The organism is Ensifer sp. EB106-05-01-XG146 (genome assembly GCF_058791875.1).
On sequence record NZ_JBYTDX010000001.1, the window covers coordinates 1,588,633 to 1,604,597 of the forward strand.

At 62.7% G+C, this 15,965-nt stretch carries 13 protein-coding genes; 6 read left to right on the forward strand and 7 right to left on the reverse strand.

Annotation, left to right across the window (positions count from 1 at the left end; translation table 11 throughout):
- Nucleotides 1-31: 31 nt before the first annotated feature.
- The 4 genes from sufD to AC3WVQ_RS07860 all read right to left on the reverse strand — a co-directional run bounded on the left by sufD (nucleotide 32) and on the right by AC3WVQ_RS07860 (nucleotide 4,956).
- Nucleotides 32-1,312: a Fe-S cluster assembly protein SufD gene (sufD, locus tag AC3WVQ_RS07845; RefSeq protein WP_034794325.1), complete on the reverse strand. Its 1,281-nt coding sequence runs from the start codon at nucleotides 1,310-1,312 to the stop codon at nucleotides 32-34.
- Between the two features lie 22 nt (nucleotides 1,313-1,334).
- A complete protein-coding gene (sufC, locus tag AC3WVQ_RS07850; RefSeq protein WP_034794631.1) occupies nucleotides 1,335-2,090 on the reverse strand; it encodes a Fe-S cluster assembly ATPase SufC in 756 nt (251 codons plus the stop codon).
- A gap of 80 nt (nucleotides 2,091-2,170) precedes the next feature.
- Nucleotides 2,171-3,640, reverse strand: coding sequence for a Fe-S cluster assembly protein SufB (sufB, locus tag AC3WVQ_RS07855; RefSeq protein WP_060520765.1), 1,470 nt, complete (start codon nucleotides 3,638-3,640; stop codon nucleotides 2,171-2,173).
- 149 nt (nucleotides 3,641-3,789) lie between these two features.
- A complete protein-coding gene (locus tag AC3WVQ_RS07860) occupies nucleotides 3,790-4,956 on the reverse strand; it encodes a cysteine desulfurase family protein (protein ID WP_060520764.1) in 1,167 nt (388 codons plus the stop codon).
- A 224-nt stretch (nucleotides 4,957-5,180) separates the two neighbouring features.
- On the opposite strand from AC3WVQ_RS07860, the gene AC3WVQ_RS07865 reads away from it, so the two are divergent.
- Nucleotides 5,181-5,858: an alpha/beta hydrolase gene (locus AC3WVQ_RS07865; protein ID WP_034794344.1), complete on the forward strand. Its 678-nt coding sequence runs from the start codon at nucleotides 5,181-5,183 to the stop codon at nucleotides 5,856-5,858.
- A 205-nt stretch (nucleotides 5,859-6,063) separates the two neighbouring features.
- Nucleotides 6,064-6,882 carry an alpha/beta fold hydrolase gene (locus tag AC3WVQ_RS07870; RefSeq protein WP_110819180.1) on the forward strand — a complete coding sequence of 273 codons (819 nt, stop codon included), beginning with the start codon at nucleotides 6,064-6,066 and terminating at the stop codon, nucleotides 6,880-6,882.
- A gap of 11 nt (nucleotides 6,883-6,893) precedes the next feature.
- On the opposite strand, the gene AC3WVQ_RS07875 is transcribed toward AC3WVQ_RS07870, so the two are convergent.
- Nucleotides 6,894-8,093 carry a GGDEF domain-containing protein gene (locus AC3WVQ_RS07875; RefSeq protein ID WP_060585115.1) on the reverse strand — a complete coding sequence of 400 codons (1,200 nt, stop codon included), beginning with the start codon at nucleotides 8,091-8,093 and terminating at the stop codon, nucleotides 6,894-6,896.
- Between the two features lie 94 nt (nucleotides 8,094-8,187).
- On the reverse strand, nucleotides 8,188-9,351 hold the full coding sequence (locus AC3WVQ_RS07880) for an anhydro-N-acetylmuramic acid kinase (RefSeq protein WP_090293838.1): 1,164 nt from the start codon (nucleotides 9,349-9,351) through the stop codon (nucleotides 8,188-8,190).
- 100 nt (nucleotides 9,352-9,451) lie between these two features.
- Between AC3WVQ_RS07880 and tyrS the strand changes: the two genes are divergently transcribed.
- Complete coding sequence (gene tyrS, locus AC3WVQ_RS07885) at nucleotides 9,452-10,705, forward strand: tyrosine--tRNA ligase (protein WP_034794357.1); 1,254 nt, start codon at nucleotides 9,452-9,454, stop codon at nucleotides 10,703-10,705.
- 150 nt (nucleotides 10,706-10,855) lie between these two features.
- Here tyrS and AC3WVQ_RS07890 read toward each other — a convergent pair whose 3' ends face one another.
- On the reverse strand, nucleotides 10,856-14,248 hold the full coding sequence (locus AC3WVQ_RS07890; RefSeq protein ID WP_090294410.1) for a YhdP family protein: 3,393 nt from the start codon (nucleotides 14,246-14,248) through the stop codon (nucleotides 10,856-10,858).
- A 128-nt stretch (nucleotides 14,249-14,376) separates the two neighbouring features.
- Between AC3WVQ_RS07890 and AC3WVQ_RS07895 the strand changes: the two genes are divergently transcribed.
- From AC3WVQ_RS07895 to AC3WVQ_RS07905, 3 genes are read left to right on the forward strand one after another with little or no spacing between them, the layout of a single operon-like run.
- Complete coding sequence (locus tag AC3WVQ_RS07895) at nucleotides 14,377-14,604, forward strand: hypothetical protein (protein WP_143034188.1); 228 nt, start codon at nucleotides 14,377-14,379, stop codon at nucleotides 14,602-14,604.
- 55 nt (nucleotides 14,605-14,659) lie between these two features.
- Entirely contained in the window at nucleotides 14,660-15,127 is a 468-nt protein-coding gene (locus tag AC3WVQ_RS07900; RefSeq protein ID WP_090293840.1) for a peroxiredoxin, read from the forward strand.
- An 8-nt stretch (nucleotides 15,128-15,135) separates the two neighbouring features.
- Nucleotides 15,136-15,963 (forward strand): ferritin-like domain-containing protein, encoded by an 828-nt coding sequence (locus tag AC3WVQ_RS07905; RefSeq protein WP_034794364.1) that lies wholly within the window; start codon nucleotides 15,136-15,138, stop codon nucleotides 15,961-15,963.
- The last annotated feature ends 2 nt before the right edge of the window (nucleotides 15,964-15,965 follow it).

Below are 15,965 nucleotides of genomic sequence, written 5' to 3' on the forward strand. Positions count from 1 at the left end.
CGCCGATTTAAGGAATTACGCAGACAGCCCGTCAGGCGTGCTTGTCGAGCCAGGTCGAGATGACCTCTTCCAGCGCCTCGACCAGCGCCTCGTCATCTTCCAGCTCTTCGACGATCTCGGCAACAAAGGCATTGACGAGCATGGCCCGAGCCTTGTTTTCCGGAACACCGCGCGCCATCAGGTAGAAGAGCTGCGTGTGGTCGATATCGGCAACCGTCGCACCGTGCCCGCACTGCACGTCGTCGGCGAAGATCTCCAGCTCAGGCTTCGCCGAGAGATCGGCGTCGTCGGACAGAAGCAGCGTGTTGCATGCCATCTTCGCGTCGGTCTTCTGCGCGTCCTTGGCAACCAGGATCTTGCCCTGGAACACGCCCTTGGCACGATCGAACACGACGTTGCGGATGATCTCCGTCGACGTGGTGTGCGGTACGTTGTGGCCGAGCGTGAAGGTCACGTCCGTGTGGCTCTCGCCGCCGAGCAGGTTGATGCCGCGCAGTTTGAAATCCGCACCCTCGCCGCTCGTCTTGCCATGAATCTCCTGGCGCACCAGCTTGCCGCCGGCGTTGATCACGAAGAGATGCAGCTTGGCATTCTTGCCGAGGTCGAAGCGGATCTGGCCGAGATGGGTATCGGCAGCGCCCTGCTGCTGCAGGATGATCCAGATGACATCGGCACCGTCGGCGAGCGTAATGTCGCTAACGGAGGAGACGAAGCTCTCGCCGTCTTTGGTCGACAGATGCCGCTCGATCACGGTTGCCTTGGCGTTGGCGCCGAACGTCACCGGGAAGCGCGTATGCGCCTGGCCGACACTCTGTACCAGCTGAATTTCCAGTGGATTTTCGACCGTTGCATCATCGCCGACGGCGATTTCGAGACCGCCGCGCACGAGACCGCCGTTGATGCGGCCGATCGCGTCGTCAAAGCCGAGCACAGCGAGGCCAGCCGTGGCCGAACCGTCGAGCAGGCTGTCGACATAGGAGCGGACCGTCACGCCCTCGGGAAGGTTGCCCTTGACCTCGGCCTGGCCGTTTCGGACCGAAAACACCGTCGAGCCCGGAACCAGCGCGTCGACGCGATCGGCAAAAGCCGTCGGATCGGTAGCCGGCACCGCGCGCAGCAGCGTGCGCAGGTCGGTGTAGTGCCAGGATTCGACACGGCGGGTCGGCAGACCCGCAGTCCTCAGTTCGTGCACCAGCGTGTCGCGAACCGAAAGCACCGAACCGTCACCCGGCAGATCGCCGATCTGCGCGGTATAGGCGTCGACGAGCGCCGTCTCGGCCGCCGTCATCTTGATTGCCTGTTGCATATTCATTCGAACACTCCTTCAACAGGCTCTAAGCTGCGGCCTCGATGATATCCGCGTAGCCGTTGGCTTCGAGTTCGTGCGCCAGCGTCTTGTCGCCCGACTTGATCACCTGGCCCTTGTAGAGGACGTGTACGGTGTCCGGCACGATGTAGTCGAGCAGGCGCTGGTAGTGGGTGATGACGACGACGGCGCGATCCGGCGAACGCAGGGCGTTGACGCCGTCGGCGACGATCTTCAGCGCATCGATGTCGAGGCCGGAGTCGGTTTCGTCGAGCACGCAAAGCTTCGGCTGGAGCAGCGACATCTGCAGGATTTCGGCGCGCTTCTTCTCACCGCCGGAGAAGCCGACGTTGAGCGGGCGACGCAGCATTTCCGGTGCGATCTTCAGCTCGGCAGCGGCTTCCTTGACGCGGCGCATGAATTCCGGCGTCGTCAGCTCGTCTTCACCGCGATACTTGCGCTGTTCGTTCATCGCCACCTTCAGGAACTGCATGGTGGCAACGCCCGGGATTTCGACCGGGTACTGGAAGGCAAGGAAGATGCCCTTGGCCGCACGCTCGGACGCGTCGAGTTCCAGGATGCTTTCGCCGTTGTAGAGGATGTCGCCTTCGGTGACTTCGTAATCTTCGCGGCCCGAGAGGATGTAGGAGAGCGTCGACTTGCCGGAGCCGTTCGGGCCCATGATGGCGGCAACTTCGCCGGCCTTCACGGTCAGGTTCAGGCCACGGATGATCTCGGTGCCGTCTTCGGCGATGCGGGCGTGCAGGTTCTTGATTTCAAGCATTTCTATCGTCCTCTTGGGAAACGAACGTTCGTTCGCGCGCAAACTCTCGGTGCGCGCCATTCAATTTTCAGTCCAGGGCCTTAGCCCACCGAGCCTTCAAGCGAGATGCCGATCAGCTTCTGCGCTTCGACGGCGAATTCCATCGGCAGTTCCTGGATGACTTCCTTGACGAAGCCGTTGACGATCAGCGCGATCGCCGCTTCGGTCGGGATGCCGCGCTGCAGGCAGTAGAACAGCTGGTCCTCGGAAATCTTCGACGTCGTGGCTTCGTGCTCGAACTGTGCCGTCGAGTTCTTCGCCTCGATGTAAGGAACGGTATGCGCGCCGCACTTGTCGCCGATCAGCAGCGAATCGCACTGGGTGAAGTTGCGGGCATTCTCGGCCTTGCGGTGGGCCGAAACCTGGCCGCGATAGGTGTTTTCCGAGACGCCGGCAGCAATACCCTTGGAGACGATGCGGCTCGACGTGTTCTTGCCGAGGTGGATCATCTTGGTGCCACTGTCGATCTGCTGGTGACCGTTGGACACCGCGATCGAGTAGAACTCGCCGCGCGAACCGTCGCCGCGCAGGATGCAGGACGGATACTTCCAGGTGATCGCCGAACCGGTTTCGACCTGCGTCCAGGAGATCTTGGAGTTCTTGCCACGGCAATCGCCACGCTTGGTGACGAAGTTGTAGATGCCGCCCTTGCCTTCCTTGTCGCCCGGATACCAGTTCTGGACCGTCGAGTACTTGATCTCTGCGTCATCGAGCGCAACGAGTTCGACGACGGCGGCATGAAGCTGGTTCTCGTCGCGCTGCGGTGCGGTGCAGCCTTCGAGATAGGACACGTAGGCGCCCTCTTCGCAGATGATCAGCGTGCGCTCGAACTGGCCGGTGTTCTTCTCGTTGATACGGAAGTAGGTGGACAGTTCCATCGGGCAACGAACGCCCTTCGGCACGTAGACGAAGGAGCCGTCGGTGAAGACTGCGGAGTTCAGCGTCGCATAGTAGTTGTCGGTCGTCGGAACGACGGAACCGAGATACTTCTTGACGAGATCTGGGTGCTCGCGGATCGCCTCGGAGATCGACATGAAGATCACGCCGGCCTTCTTCAGCTCTTCCTTGAAGGTGGTAACGACCGAGACGCTGTCGAAGACGGCGTCGACGGCGATCTTCGACTTCTGCACGCCGGCCAGGATTTCCTGTTCCTTCAGCGGAATGCCGAGCTTTTCGTAGACCTTGAGGATCTCGGGGTCGACCTCTTCAAGCGACGTCGGACCCGTGATGCCCTTCGGCGCCGCGTAGTAGTAGATGTCGTTGAAGTCGATCTTGGGATAGCTGACACGAGCCCAGGTGGGCTCATCGAGCGTCAGCCAGCGGCGATAGGCCTCAAGACGCCATTCCAGCATCCATTCCGGCTCGTTTTTCTTCTCGGAGATGAAGCGAATGATGTCTTCCGAGAGACCCTTCGGGGCCTTCTCGACTTCGATGGTCGTCTCAAAACCGTATTTGTACTGGTCAACGTCGATCTGACGGACCTGATCAATGGTCTCCTGCACGGCAGGCATGTCGTTCTCCAATCTTGCCGGATCCAAGGTCCGGCAGCTTGTCAACACGATGCGCTTGGCACACCGCTTATGTAATGGCTAAAAGGCGCTTTTCACCCTGTTTGCCAAGCGGAAAATTGCTTTTCCGCAATTTCGTCCGGTCGTTCCGCTCAGGCTGCTTGTCCGGGCGCTCGTCTTCTTGCTGCTACCTTTGCAAAGACCGCGGCGCAACGGTCGATATCAGCCTGTGTCGTGCCCTCGCCGATCGAGATTCGAAGTGCGCCCTGGCGCGGATCGTAACCCATCGCCGTCAGCACGTGGCTCTGCCCGACCTTGCCCGAGGAGCAGGCGGAACCCGCCGACAACGCCACACCTTCGAGATCGAAGGCAATCTGCCCGGTCTCGGCCTTGAGGCCAGGAAGCGTGAAGAAGATCGTGTTGCCAACGCGCGAAACGTCGCGGCCGTGAATAACCACGTCGGTTGCCGCGGCCAGCATCTCGCCTTCGAGCATGTCGCGCAACGCGCTGACCACGCCCATTCGTTGGCCGACATCTTCGCCGACCTTCCGGGCGGCCGCTGCAAAGCCGGCAATCGCCACCGGATTTTCAGTCCCGGAACGGTGCCCCTTTTCCTGTCCGCCGCCGCGGATCAGCGGTGCGGGCATCATAACCTCGCCGCGCGCCACCAGCGCGCCGGCGCCCTTCGGGCCGCCGATCTTGTGCGAGGAGACGATCAGGAAATCGGCGGCGAGGTCTTCAATCGAAAGCGGCACGCGGCCGGCGGCCTGCACCGCGTCGACGACGAGAATGCCGCCATGGGCGCGAACGATCTCGGCGATCGCGGCGATCGGCTGGATGATGCCCGTCTCGTTGTTGACCAGCATGACGGCAACCATCGGCAAGCCGAGCTGGCGATCATGCGCGGATAACAGCTCCCTCAGCACCGGGAGATCGACGACGCCGTCTGAAATCACCGGGATTTCGCTGAGGGCTTCGCGCGGAAAGCGTCCGCCTTCGCGCACGGCCGGGTGCTCGATCGCCGAGGCATAGAGCCGGCCGATCTTCAGCGGCGTGCGGCCCATGCGGAAATCGGGCGTAAGCACCAGGTTGGCCGCTTCCGTGGCGCCGCTGGTAAAGATGACGCTGCCAGGCTTGGCGCCGCAGAGCGCTGCCACGTCGCGACGGGCGTTTTCGATCAACGTGCGCAACGCGCGGCCCTCTCCGTGAACGGAAGAAGGGTTGCCAAGGAGGTCGAGCGCCGACAGGCAAGCCTCGCGCGCTTCGGGCAGAAGCGGCGCCGTGGCGTTCCAGTCCATATAGATGCGCGAACTCGACATGATTTCCTTCGCTAGATCAACAGGTCACAGGCCCGCAACCTCTGGCGATGCATTTTCCTTGAATTTTCCGCGCCGCTTGCCTTATGAGACGAAGCACAAGGCGGAATGCCCGCACAGAAGTTTTGAACGGTTCTAAACTAGGTTTTAGAAAAGCTGACTGCTTTCGTCAAGACTCATCGCGATCTGAACCCAAGATTCGAACCAGGAACACTCCCGGAGAGCCAATGCCCGAAATCATCTTCAACGGACCCGCCGGCCGCCTCGAAGGCCGTTATCAGCCTTCGAAGCAGAAGAGCGCGCCGATCGCCATCATCCTGCACCCGCACCCGCAGTTCGGCGGCACGATGAACAACCAGATCGTCTACCAGCTCTTCTATATGTTCCAGAAGCGCGGCTTCACCACGCTCCGGTTCAACTTCCGCGGCATCGGCCGCAGCCAGGGCGAATTCGACCACGGCGCCGGCGAGCTTTCGGATGCGGCATCCGCGCTCGACTGGGTGCAGAGCCTGCATCCGGATTCGAAGAGCTGCTGGGTTGCCGGCTATTCCTTCGGTGCCTGGATCGGTATGCAGCTCCTGATGCGCCGCCCGGAAATCGAAGGATTCATGGCCGTCGCGCCACAGCCGAACATCTACGACTTCTCGTTCCTCGCGCCCTGCCCGTCCTCGGGTCTGATCATCAACGGCGATTCCGACAAGGTTGCGCCGGAAAAGGACGTCAACGGCCTCGTCGAGAAGCTGAAGGCGCAGAAGGGCATTCTCATCACCCACAAGACGGTGCCCGGCGCCAACCACTTCTTCAACGGCCAGGTCGAAGGCCTGATGACGGAATGCGAGGACTACCTCGACCGTCGCCTCAACGGCGAACTGACACCGGAGCCGGCCGCCAAGCGTATTCGCTGAAAACCCGGGCCACGTACAGGAGCGCCGCGTACCCCTTCGGGTGCGCGGCGTTTTTTATGGACAAATGCGCCCCATGGTCGTGCGCCCGAAGGCTGCAAAAACTCTCACCCGATAGGATGAGTTTCAGCGCCGTGTGATCGGCGTATAGTGCAAGTCTAGGCTGTCTGGGTGGGGCAGAGCCGAGCAGCATTCACGGGAGGGAGCCATGTCGCAGGTGTCGAATGTGTCGGCGTGCGAGCCGAGGTGGCTAACCCTGCCCGCCACTCCGCAGCTTCCGGCTGGCGGACGTGAGGGTGTTGTCGAGCTCGCGGACGCCAGGATCTGGCACGCGGTGTATGGTTCGGGTGCTCCCGTCATTTTGCTACATGGCGGGCTAGGCAATTCCGACTATTGGGGGCTTCAGGTCACGGAGCTCGCCAAAACCTGTCAGGTCATCGTGATGGACAGCCGGGGTCACGGACGCAGCTCCCGAGGTAGTGGGAGCATGAGCTATGATCTCATGGCAGGCGATGTCATGGCACTGATGGCTCACCTGAGGTTGCCAAAGGCGGTCATCATCGGTTGGAGCGACGGCGCGATTATCGGGCTCCTGCTGGCGATGGGGCATCCCGATCTCATAGCCGGTGTCTTTTCCTTCGGGGCAAACAGCAATCCATCCGGAACACACGATTTTACCAAGAGCGTCGTCTTCAACGCCTATATCGCGCGAACGGGCGAAGAGTACGCCCTGCTGTCGTCGACGCCAGGGGGATTTAAGCGCTTCTTCGACGAGATGATGGCGATGTGGACTTCGCAGCCGAACATCACGGCCGACGACCTTCAGAAAATCCGGGTCCCTGTCTGGGTGGTGGATGGCGACCATGAGGAAGCCATCAAACGGGACGACACGCTGTTCATCGCCGACAACATTCCGGGGGCCGGCCTGTTGATCCAGCCTGAGGTCAGCCATTTTTCGATACTGCAGAACCCGCACCAGTTCACCGAAGACATCCTCCGGTTTCTCCGAGAGAAATGCATCGCCTAGACGCCGGTCGTCTATGACCGCCCGATCCAGTGTGGAACGCTTGGGTTGACGACCGTGGTCGGTGCTTCGGCACATTCGACACGGTTGCGACCGTTGGCCTTGGCTGTATAGAGCGCCTCGTCGGCGCGCTGTATCACCGGATCGAGCGCCTCGCCGATGCCGACGGCCGTGACGCCGAAGCTCGCCGTCACCCTTGCTGCTTCCGGAAGTCCGCCGATCTGCTGGGACATGATCGCCGCACGCATGCCGTGGGCGACGACGCGCGCTTCGGATAGATCCGTGCAGGGCAGAAACACCGCGAACTCTTCGCCGCCGAGACGGCCGGCGACGGCGCGGTTGGGCATCACGTCCATCAGCACCCGGGCGAATCGGCGAATGACTTCGTCGCCCGTGAGGTGGCCATAGGTGTCGTTGACCAACTTGAAGCGATCGAGGTCGGCGAGAATGACTGTTCCCGGCGTCTGGGTGGTGCGGGCGTGCAGGAGCGGCATGACCCGTTCGATGAAGCCACGGCGATTGTAGAGGCCGGAGAGCAGGTCGATTTCCGAGCGCGCCTGCGCGTCGTCGACAATCTCCTTGACCATCACGCCGAGCATGGCAAGGCCGGCGCCGACGATGAGGATCGCACCGAGCGCCTGCGAGATGAGCGCAAACGGGCTGGAAACATAGTCCTGGGCCGTTACGCCCGAGCCTGCGACGACCGCGGCATAGATCTTTACGAGGTAGTAGGCGGCCGAGAGCGCCAGCAGGCCGAACAACAGCCAGTCAAAGAAGGTGCGACGGCCGGAGCGAAGGACGACCGATGCCGTCCACGCCTGGATCACGACAAAGGGCGCCTGGTACGGGATCGCATGCTCCCAGGTGCCTCTCGGCAGGTCGTAGATCGCCAGGTCCAGGGAAACGCCGGCGACGAAGAAGGCGCCGAGCAACGGCACGCGCACCGGCACTTGATAGAAAAGGCCGAGGCCAAAACGCAGAAGACAGAAGCCGCCGAGCACGCAGGCAAAGGCGCTGACGGCAAAGAGCCGCGGGGTCGAGGAAAAGGGAACGATCGTTTCGCAGACGGCTGCAAGCGAGGCGACGGCAAATCCGGCAGCGCACCAGAGCGCCGCACGCCGCTGCCGGCTCTTTGCGGCAATGATGAGAAATGCGGCCGTGAAGATCTGCGCGATGATGAAATTCACGGCCAGCAGAGAAATCGCACCACCCATCGACGAACCCGAAACCCTCGTGCGGCACCAAGCCGCTCCTCGCCACCTCCAGTGGCAGCGGCTGAGATCCTAATTCGCTGTTGCGAAAATTTGATTAATCCGTTGGGATGACGGACTTATGGCGAAACGCGAGATCAACTTCAAGTTCCGCGCGCCGGCCGCCGCTGACCGGTTGCCGCACGCCCGTCGTACCCGGATAGGTAAGCGGCAGGCCTCGCAAGGCACGCACGGCGAGGTAGGCCCAGGCCTCGGCCTCCATCGAATCGCCGTTGAAGCCCACCGCCTCCGCCGCAAGCACTGTCGCGCCCTCTACTTCGGCAAGCGAAGCGAGGTCACGCATGATCACCGGATTGAGCCGGCCGCCGCCGCAGACGACATAGGTGACTGGCCGCTGTGGCAAGTGCCCCGCCGATTTGATGATCGCTGCCGCCGTGACATGGGCAAGCGTACGTGCGCCGTCGGCAAGGCTCGCATCGCTTCCGGCCGGCGGTGCAAAATCGCTCCGGTCCAGAGAGCGGCGCGTGGCCGCGGAGAAGAAGGCATTGGTGAGATAGCGTTCGGCAAGCGCCGGCAGCACCGTTCCCTCGCTGGCGATCATGCCGCCCTGGTCGAAGGGAATGCCGGCATGCGCTTCGACCCACTGGTCGATCAGCGTGTTGCCGGGACCGCTGTCATAGGCAATGAGCGTCTCGCCTTCGCCGATGAAGGTCAGGTTGGAAATGCCGCCGATGTTGACGAAGACAACCGGTGCTGGAAGGCCGGCCGCGCCTCGCGCCAGTGCCGCGTGGTAGGCGGGGATCAGCGGCGCGCCCTGCCCTCCATGTTCCATGTCGTTGGCGCGCATGTCGTAGACGACATCGATGCCCGTTTCTCCGGCAAGGAGCGCGCCGTCGCCGATCTGCACCGTCAGGGCCTCGTCCGGGCGGTGCAGCACGGTCTGTCCGTGAAAGCCGAGCACGTCGATATCAGCCGCCGACAGGTTGTTCTGTTTGAGGAAGGTCTTGACCGCTTCTGCGTGTCGCAGCGTCAGGTCGCGCTCAAGCGCATCAAGGGCGCCCGGCCTTTGGTCACGTTGCGTGATCGCCTTCGCTTCAACCAGTCCCTGCTTCAAACGATCCCGAAATTGCGCGTCGTAGGGAAAGCTGGCAGATGGTCCGCGCTCGACGACGGTCTCCCCGTCGGTTCGCAACAGGGCCACGTCGATGCCGTCCATGCTCGTGCCACTCATCAGGCCGATTGCGGTTCTTGTCTGTGTCATGCGGGTCAATATTTCCAGAATCACTTTTGAAGTGATTATGCGCAAAAACAGTGCTAAACGCCCGTTCGTTCAAAAACTCCCCCCGCAAGAGAGACAGATCATGTCCGGTTTCAAGTCCGATTTCCTTCACACCCTCAGCGAGCGTGGCTTCATCCACCAGATCTCCGACGAGACTGGCCTGGACGAACTGTTCCGGAAGGAAACCGTGACGGCCTATATCGGCTTCGACCCGACGGCGCCGAGCCTGCATGCCGGCGGCCTGATCCAGATCATGATGCTGCACTGGATGCAGGCGACCGGCCACCGGCCGATCTCGCTGATGGGCGGCGGCACCGGCATGGTCGGCGACCCGTCCTTCAAGGACGAGGCTCGCCAGCTGATGACGCCGGCGACGATCGACGCCAACATCGCCAGCATCAAGACGGTGTTCTCCAACTACCTCAGCTATGGCGAAGGCCCCAAGGACGCGTTGATGATCAACAACGCCGACTGGCTGCTCGGCATCAACTACCTCGAATTCCTGCGCGACGTCGGCCGTCATTTCTCGGTCAACCGCATGCTGTCCTTCGACAGCGTCAAGACGCGGCTTGATCGCGAGCAGTCGCTGTCCTTCCTCGAATTCAACTACATGATCCTGCAGGCCTACGACTTCGTCGAGCTGCACAAGCGCACCGGCTGCCGCCTGCAGATGGGCGGCTCGGACCAGTGGGGCAACATCATCAACGGCATCGACCTCGGCCACCGCATGGGCACCGAGCAGCTCTATGCCCTGACCTCGCCGCTTCTGACCACCTCGTCGGGCGCAAAGATGGGCAAGTCGGTCAACGGCGCCATCTGGCTGAACCCGGACATGCTGTCGGCCTATGACTTCTGGCAGTACTGGCGCAACACCGAGGATGCGGACGTCACCCGCTTCCTGAAGCTCTACACGACCCTGCCTATGGCCGAGATCGATCGGCTCTCCGAGCTTGGCGGCTCTGAGATCAACGAGGTCAAGAAGATCCTGGCAACCGAGATCACCGCCATGCTGCACGGCCGACCGGCCGCCGAGCAGGCGGCGGAGACCGCTCGGAAGACTTTCGAGGAAGGCGCGCTTGCCGCCGACCTGCCTTCGGTCGAGATCCCGACGGCTGAGCTTGAAGCCGGCCTCGGCCTGCTGACGCTGATCGTACGCGCCGGTCTTGCCGCTTCCAACGGCGAGGCGCGTCGCCATGTCCAGGGCGGTGCCGTCAGGATCAACGACGAGGCCGTCAGCGACGAGCGTCGGATCATCGGCACCGGCGACGTGACCGCCGACAATGTCGTCAAGCTGTCGCTCGGCAAGAAGAAGCACATTCTGGTGCGCCCGGCCTGAACCGGAGCGCCACTCAAGAATTTGAAGGGCCGGCCCGACAGCGCCGCGCGTCTGTTAAGACGCGCAAAGGTCGCTGTAGAACTTTGAAGTGCTGCATGTTTTGTCCTTAAATCGGCGACGATTTAAGGACATGCAGTGCGTCGGCCTTCTTCATTGGAACTCGAAGATGCTGCGGAAGACGCCCGGCGCGATGATCGACAAAGGATTGATCGTCAGCTTCGGCTGGTTGAACGGGCCGTTGAGCTTGAAGGTGATGCCGAGCAGGCCGCGGTCGCGGCCGTTGCCGAGCAGCACGCCGATCAGCGGCAGTTCGCCGAAGATGCGGTTCAGCCCATAGGCCGGCATGAAAGTGCCAGTCATGTCCATGATGCCATTGTTGTCGCGCACCGTTCCCTGGAAGGTCGCGCCGACATCGGTGCCGCGCAGCACGCCGCCCTCGACGCGGATCGCGCCACGGTCGAGCGCCAGTTGCGCGAAGCCGCGTTCGAAGCGGGCCGAGCTGACGTCGATGTCACGGCGCACGGCCTGGTTCAGGCTTCGGCCGTCGGCACCGGTGGGCGTCGACACCATCGATTGCAGGCGCTGCTCGCCGACGAGCTGGAACTTTCGGATATCGACGCTGCCCCGCCAGGAGCGCCCGCCACGGTCACGCAGTTTGAGATTGAGCAGGCCGCCGCGCATGTTCTGGTAGATGTCGGCAAACCGCGCCAGCGCGCCGGCATCTCCCGTAGTCAGCTCTAGCGTGTTGTCGGCACCGGCCTTGGCGAGCCGGGCAACCAGCGCCTGACCGCTGCTCGTCACGGCCGAGAGGTTGACGTCCTCGATCTGACGTCCGCGCTCGCCGTAGACCAGATTGACGTTCGAGAGCGATTCGCCATTGAAACCGGTGACGCGATCGAGCTGGGCCTTGATGGCAATGTCGTCGCCACCACCCTGGTTCTGGTCGCTTCCGGTCTTCAATTGGGCCAGGATCGGCCTGATATCGGCTGCAGCGCCGCTGAGCGACGCCGTGTAGCCGCCCCTGGTGCGGTCGATGGAGACCTTGAAGTCGTCGCCCTGCGCCAGGCGGACATTGTCGAGATCCGCCGAGAGCAGACCGCCATCGTCGATCTGCAGCTTGCCGCGCGCACCAAAGCCGTCGCCGGCAACCGCGAAATTGCTGATTGTTGCGATCTTGCCGTCCATCGAGGACGTGAACTGCGCCTCGGCCGGAATCCCGACGCCCTTGCTCCAGCCGATCCAGGGAAGCGAGAGCTGGGCTTTCGTGAGGTCGATCTCTGCCGTCTGCCGGCTCGCCTCGTCGATTGCAACGTCGATCGTGATCGGTCCGGAAACGATCCGAGAAAGCCCAGGTATCAGTTTCTGCCAAACACCCTGCTCCAGCGAGCCCGAAATCTCGCGCGAACGCTTGACGGTCGAACCGGAATCGACCGGTTCCGTCAGCGCGACCTTGACCTTCGCGCCTTCGATACGGGCATCCGCATCGAGGACCGCCTGCTGATTATCGACCCGAAATGTACCGACGAGATCCTCTACGGCGCGCCCGAACATGGCCTTCTGGACGGTGACCTTATCGAGCTGCATCTGTACCTGATAGAGCGGCTTCGGCGGCTTCTGATCCGAGATCAGGCCGAAACGGGCGCCCACGACGGCGGTCAGAGGACCGCTGAAATCTTCCGGCAGCAGCGGGGTCTTTTGTAGCGCCTGAATCGGCTTGTAGCTCACGAGCTCGGCGATCGCATCGGCATCGCCGCCAACCTCGATCTTCATCTCCGCCATCAGTGGTTTCGTGTAGACGTCGGGAAGGATGAAGTCGCCGCCGTTGAGCGCGACCGCGCGTCCAGACGGGAAGAAGGCGGTCCCCTTCTCGATCTCGGCTGTCATGCGCTGGCCGCTCAGCTTGAACTTGCCGGAGGTGTCGCGCAGCGGGGGTATCTCGCCGGTGATGTTGATGCGCGTGTCGTCGATATCGAAGTTGATATTGAGCTCCTGCTCGTTGAGCTTGAGCTCGCCTTCGTTGGTGGCGATCCGCCCCTCGGCGACCGATACTTCGATGCGGGCATTGGTGACCGTGCCGCCGAAGAGGTTGGCGATCGCCCAGCGCCGCGCGCCCTTGGCCAACCACCACGGCCACAATTGCTTGACGGCGGTCGCCTCCATGCGATCGCTGACCGAGGCGAAGCTGATCTGCGGTGATGTCTTGCCGAAGGCGACGGAAAGCGATCCGAACATCGAACCGAGCGGGGTCGACACGGCGAGCTGGTCGAAGATCAGTTGGCGCTTGTCCGACACAAACCGGCCATTTGCCTTGGCATCGAAGATCAGTGGCGCGTCGGCGACGTCTTCCGGGGCGGAGCTTGCGTTCTTGAGCAGGAGGTCGATGGCAAACCCCTTCTCCGTTGCGCCGGCAATCTTGTCGAGGTCGATAATCGCTCCGGTAAACGGAAAGGTCGAACGGCCGATCTTGACGGCCGACGGCAGAATTTCGACGGACGAGCGCTCGAAGTCATAGGCGACGTCCATTTGCGAGGCATTGAGCGTCGAGACGAGGTTGCCTGCGTGGAACTCGCCCTTGGACGTGCGCACGGTCACGCGCAGATCCGGTTTCGCATTGCCCGCGGCCCGTGTCGCCTTCAGCGACAGCCCGGCCGATGCGACGACGCCGAAGGGCGGCTCCGAGCCGACTTTACCGTGGTAGAAGAACGGTGCGAGCGGCAGATTGGTGATCGACGCTTCGAAGCCGGTCATGTGCCCCTTGTCGCCAAGGGCGTCGGCGCTGAGATCGACGTCCACCCCGTCGACGGTGACGCTGCCCTTGACGCTCATCGAGCCGCCGGCGTCACGGTTGAACTCGAGCGCGTTGGCGACGACGGGCACGACGCGATCGCGGGAGCCGATGACGGAGAAGCTGAAATCCGACAGCGTGACCTTCTGGCTGCCGCGGCCGGCCGCCATCTGCGATATGCGGTCGACGTGGGAGAAGATTGCCTCCAGCGTATCGCCAACGTCGGCAATGCGGATCTTGGTGAGATCGAGCGGTTCGCCGCGCGGCAGCAACCCGGAATCGAAATCGCCGCCTTCCGCTTCGAGGTTGGAGACGGCGATGCGTCCGGTCATCAACGCCAGCGGGTCGAGCGCGATCGAGATCGCGCGGAGCTTGGCGACCGGCTGGCCTGAGGACGCTTCGCTGAGCGCCACTTCGCGGGCTCTGAGCGCAATCGCGCCGCTCGCGGTCATGCGCACCACAGTGCTGCCGACCTCTACGCGGTAGGCATCGCCGAGCGCTGCATTGAGTGCGGTGCGGGCGCGCGCGTTAAGCGTGCTGTCCATCACCCCGCTTTCGATGACGACAATGAGGATCGCCGCGATGGAAAGCGCGAGCAGCGATGTCAGCAGTGCGATCTTGGCACAGAAGCGCGCGGCTTTGTTCTTGCGCGGCGCGTGCACGATCATGGGTTCGTGCGCCTGCGCCGAAGGCAACGCATGCAACGCGACGATGTCTTTCTTGCGAAAGCCGACTTTTTCGCCGCGGATCTCACTCATCAGCGCGGGCGTCCTCCATACGATACGAGCTTCGTCGTCGCCCTCCGTCTCTGTCATTTCGGGGCGACCACTTCTCGCTTCTTGTAGACCACATGTCATCGTGCCGAGTCACCAAGGGACGCGGGACCATGCTGTGGAAAGCGACCACCTGCGATGGAATTCGCGCGCGCAGGCGACTGCAACGTTTCGTAGCGGCCCATGCCGTCCGAAACCTGTCGAATCTAGCACAAATGCGCTGGACGGCAGTCGACGATTTTCGCTATGCCCAAGAGCGCCGCGCGCCTTGTGGCGCGCAAATGTCGCTCGACTACCTTGAGCACTGCACGTTTTGCCCTCTGGTCGGCAAAGACCAATGAAAACATGCAGTAGCGCGCGATTGTCTGCAAAACTTGGCGGAAGGAAGGTTTAATCATGGCAAGACCCGGTCCCGGAGATGTCGCTCCCGACTTCACCCTGCCGCGTGACGGCGGCGGTACGATTTCGCTCTCGGCCCTGCGCGGCCGCCCGGTTGTTCTGTTCTTCTATCCGAAGGACGATACGCAGGCCTGCACGCTTGAGGCGATCTCGTTTTCGGAACTTGCCGACGAATTCGCCGCAGCCGGCATAGCCCTGATCGGGCTTTCGCCCGATTCGGTGAAGAAGCACGACCGCTTCGCCAAGAAGCACAACCTGACGGTGCCGCTCGCTGCCGACGAGGAGAAATCGGTCGTCGAAGCCTATGGCGTCTGGGTCGAGAAGATGATGTACGGGCGCAAGTACATGGGGGTCGAGCGCAGCACCTTCCTGATCGGCGCCGACGGCGTCGTCGTCAGGGTTTGGGAAAAGGTGAAGGTGGACGGCCACGCCCGCGAGGTCCTTGACGCCGCAAAGGCGATCTGAGGGCGCCGATGACCGAGTTGCCCGTGTTCCACAGCCTGCGGGGCGGTGCAGTCGAAGCGATCCGCGCCGCCGACCTCGAGGTCAAGACGGCGCTCGCGCAGGAAGCCGCCCGGCGCTGGCAGCGCCGCACGCTGTCGCTGCGCTCGCCGCTCGACCGGCCGGTGCCGGTGCGCCCGGGCCGACCGGACAAGCCGGTGCTGACGCCACCGACGCAGGTCAAGCGCCGGTCTCTCGGTTCGCTGAAGGGCCGAATCGCACTTCTGCACTCCATCGCCCATATCGAATTGAACGCCGTCGATCTCGCCCTTGATATCGTCGCCCGCTTTGCAACCGAGCCGGTGCCCAATTCCTTCTTCGACGGCTGGATGCGTGTCGCCTTCGAAGAGGCGAAGCACTTCCGCATGGTCCGCCAGCGCCTGAACGACCTCGGCGCCGACTATGGCGACCTGCCTGCCCATGACGGCCTCTGGCAGGCGGCGCACGATACGCGCAACGACCTGACGGCGCGGCTCGCCGTCGTGCCGCTCATTCTCGAAGCGCGCGGTCTCGACGTGACGCCAGCGCTTCAGGCCAAGATGCGCGAAACCGGCGACTTCGAGAGTGCGGCCGTGCTCGACGTCATCTACGAGGACGAGAAGGGCCACGTCGCCGTTGGCGCCAAATGGTTCCGCTTTCTCTGCGCCCGCGAGAAGAAGGACCCGGCAGCGACCTTCCAGCAGCTGGTGCGCGCCAATTTCCGCGGTCCCCTGAAGGCGCCGTTCAACGATATCGCCCGCGCCGAGGCCGGCCTGACGCCGTCGTTCTACCGCTCGATGACCGCTTCGACCAATCGATAGCG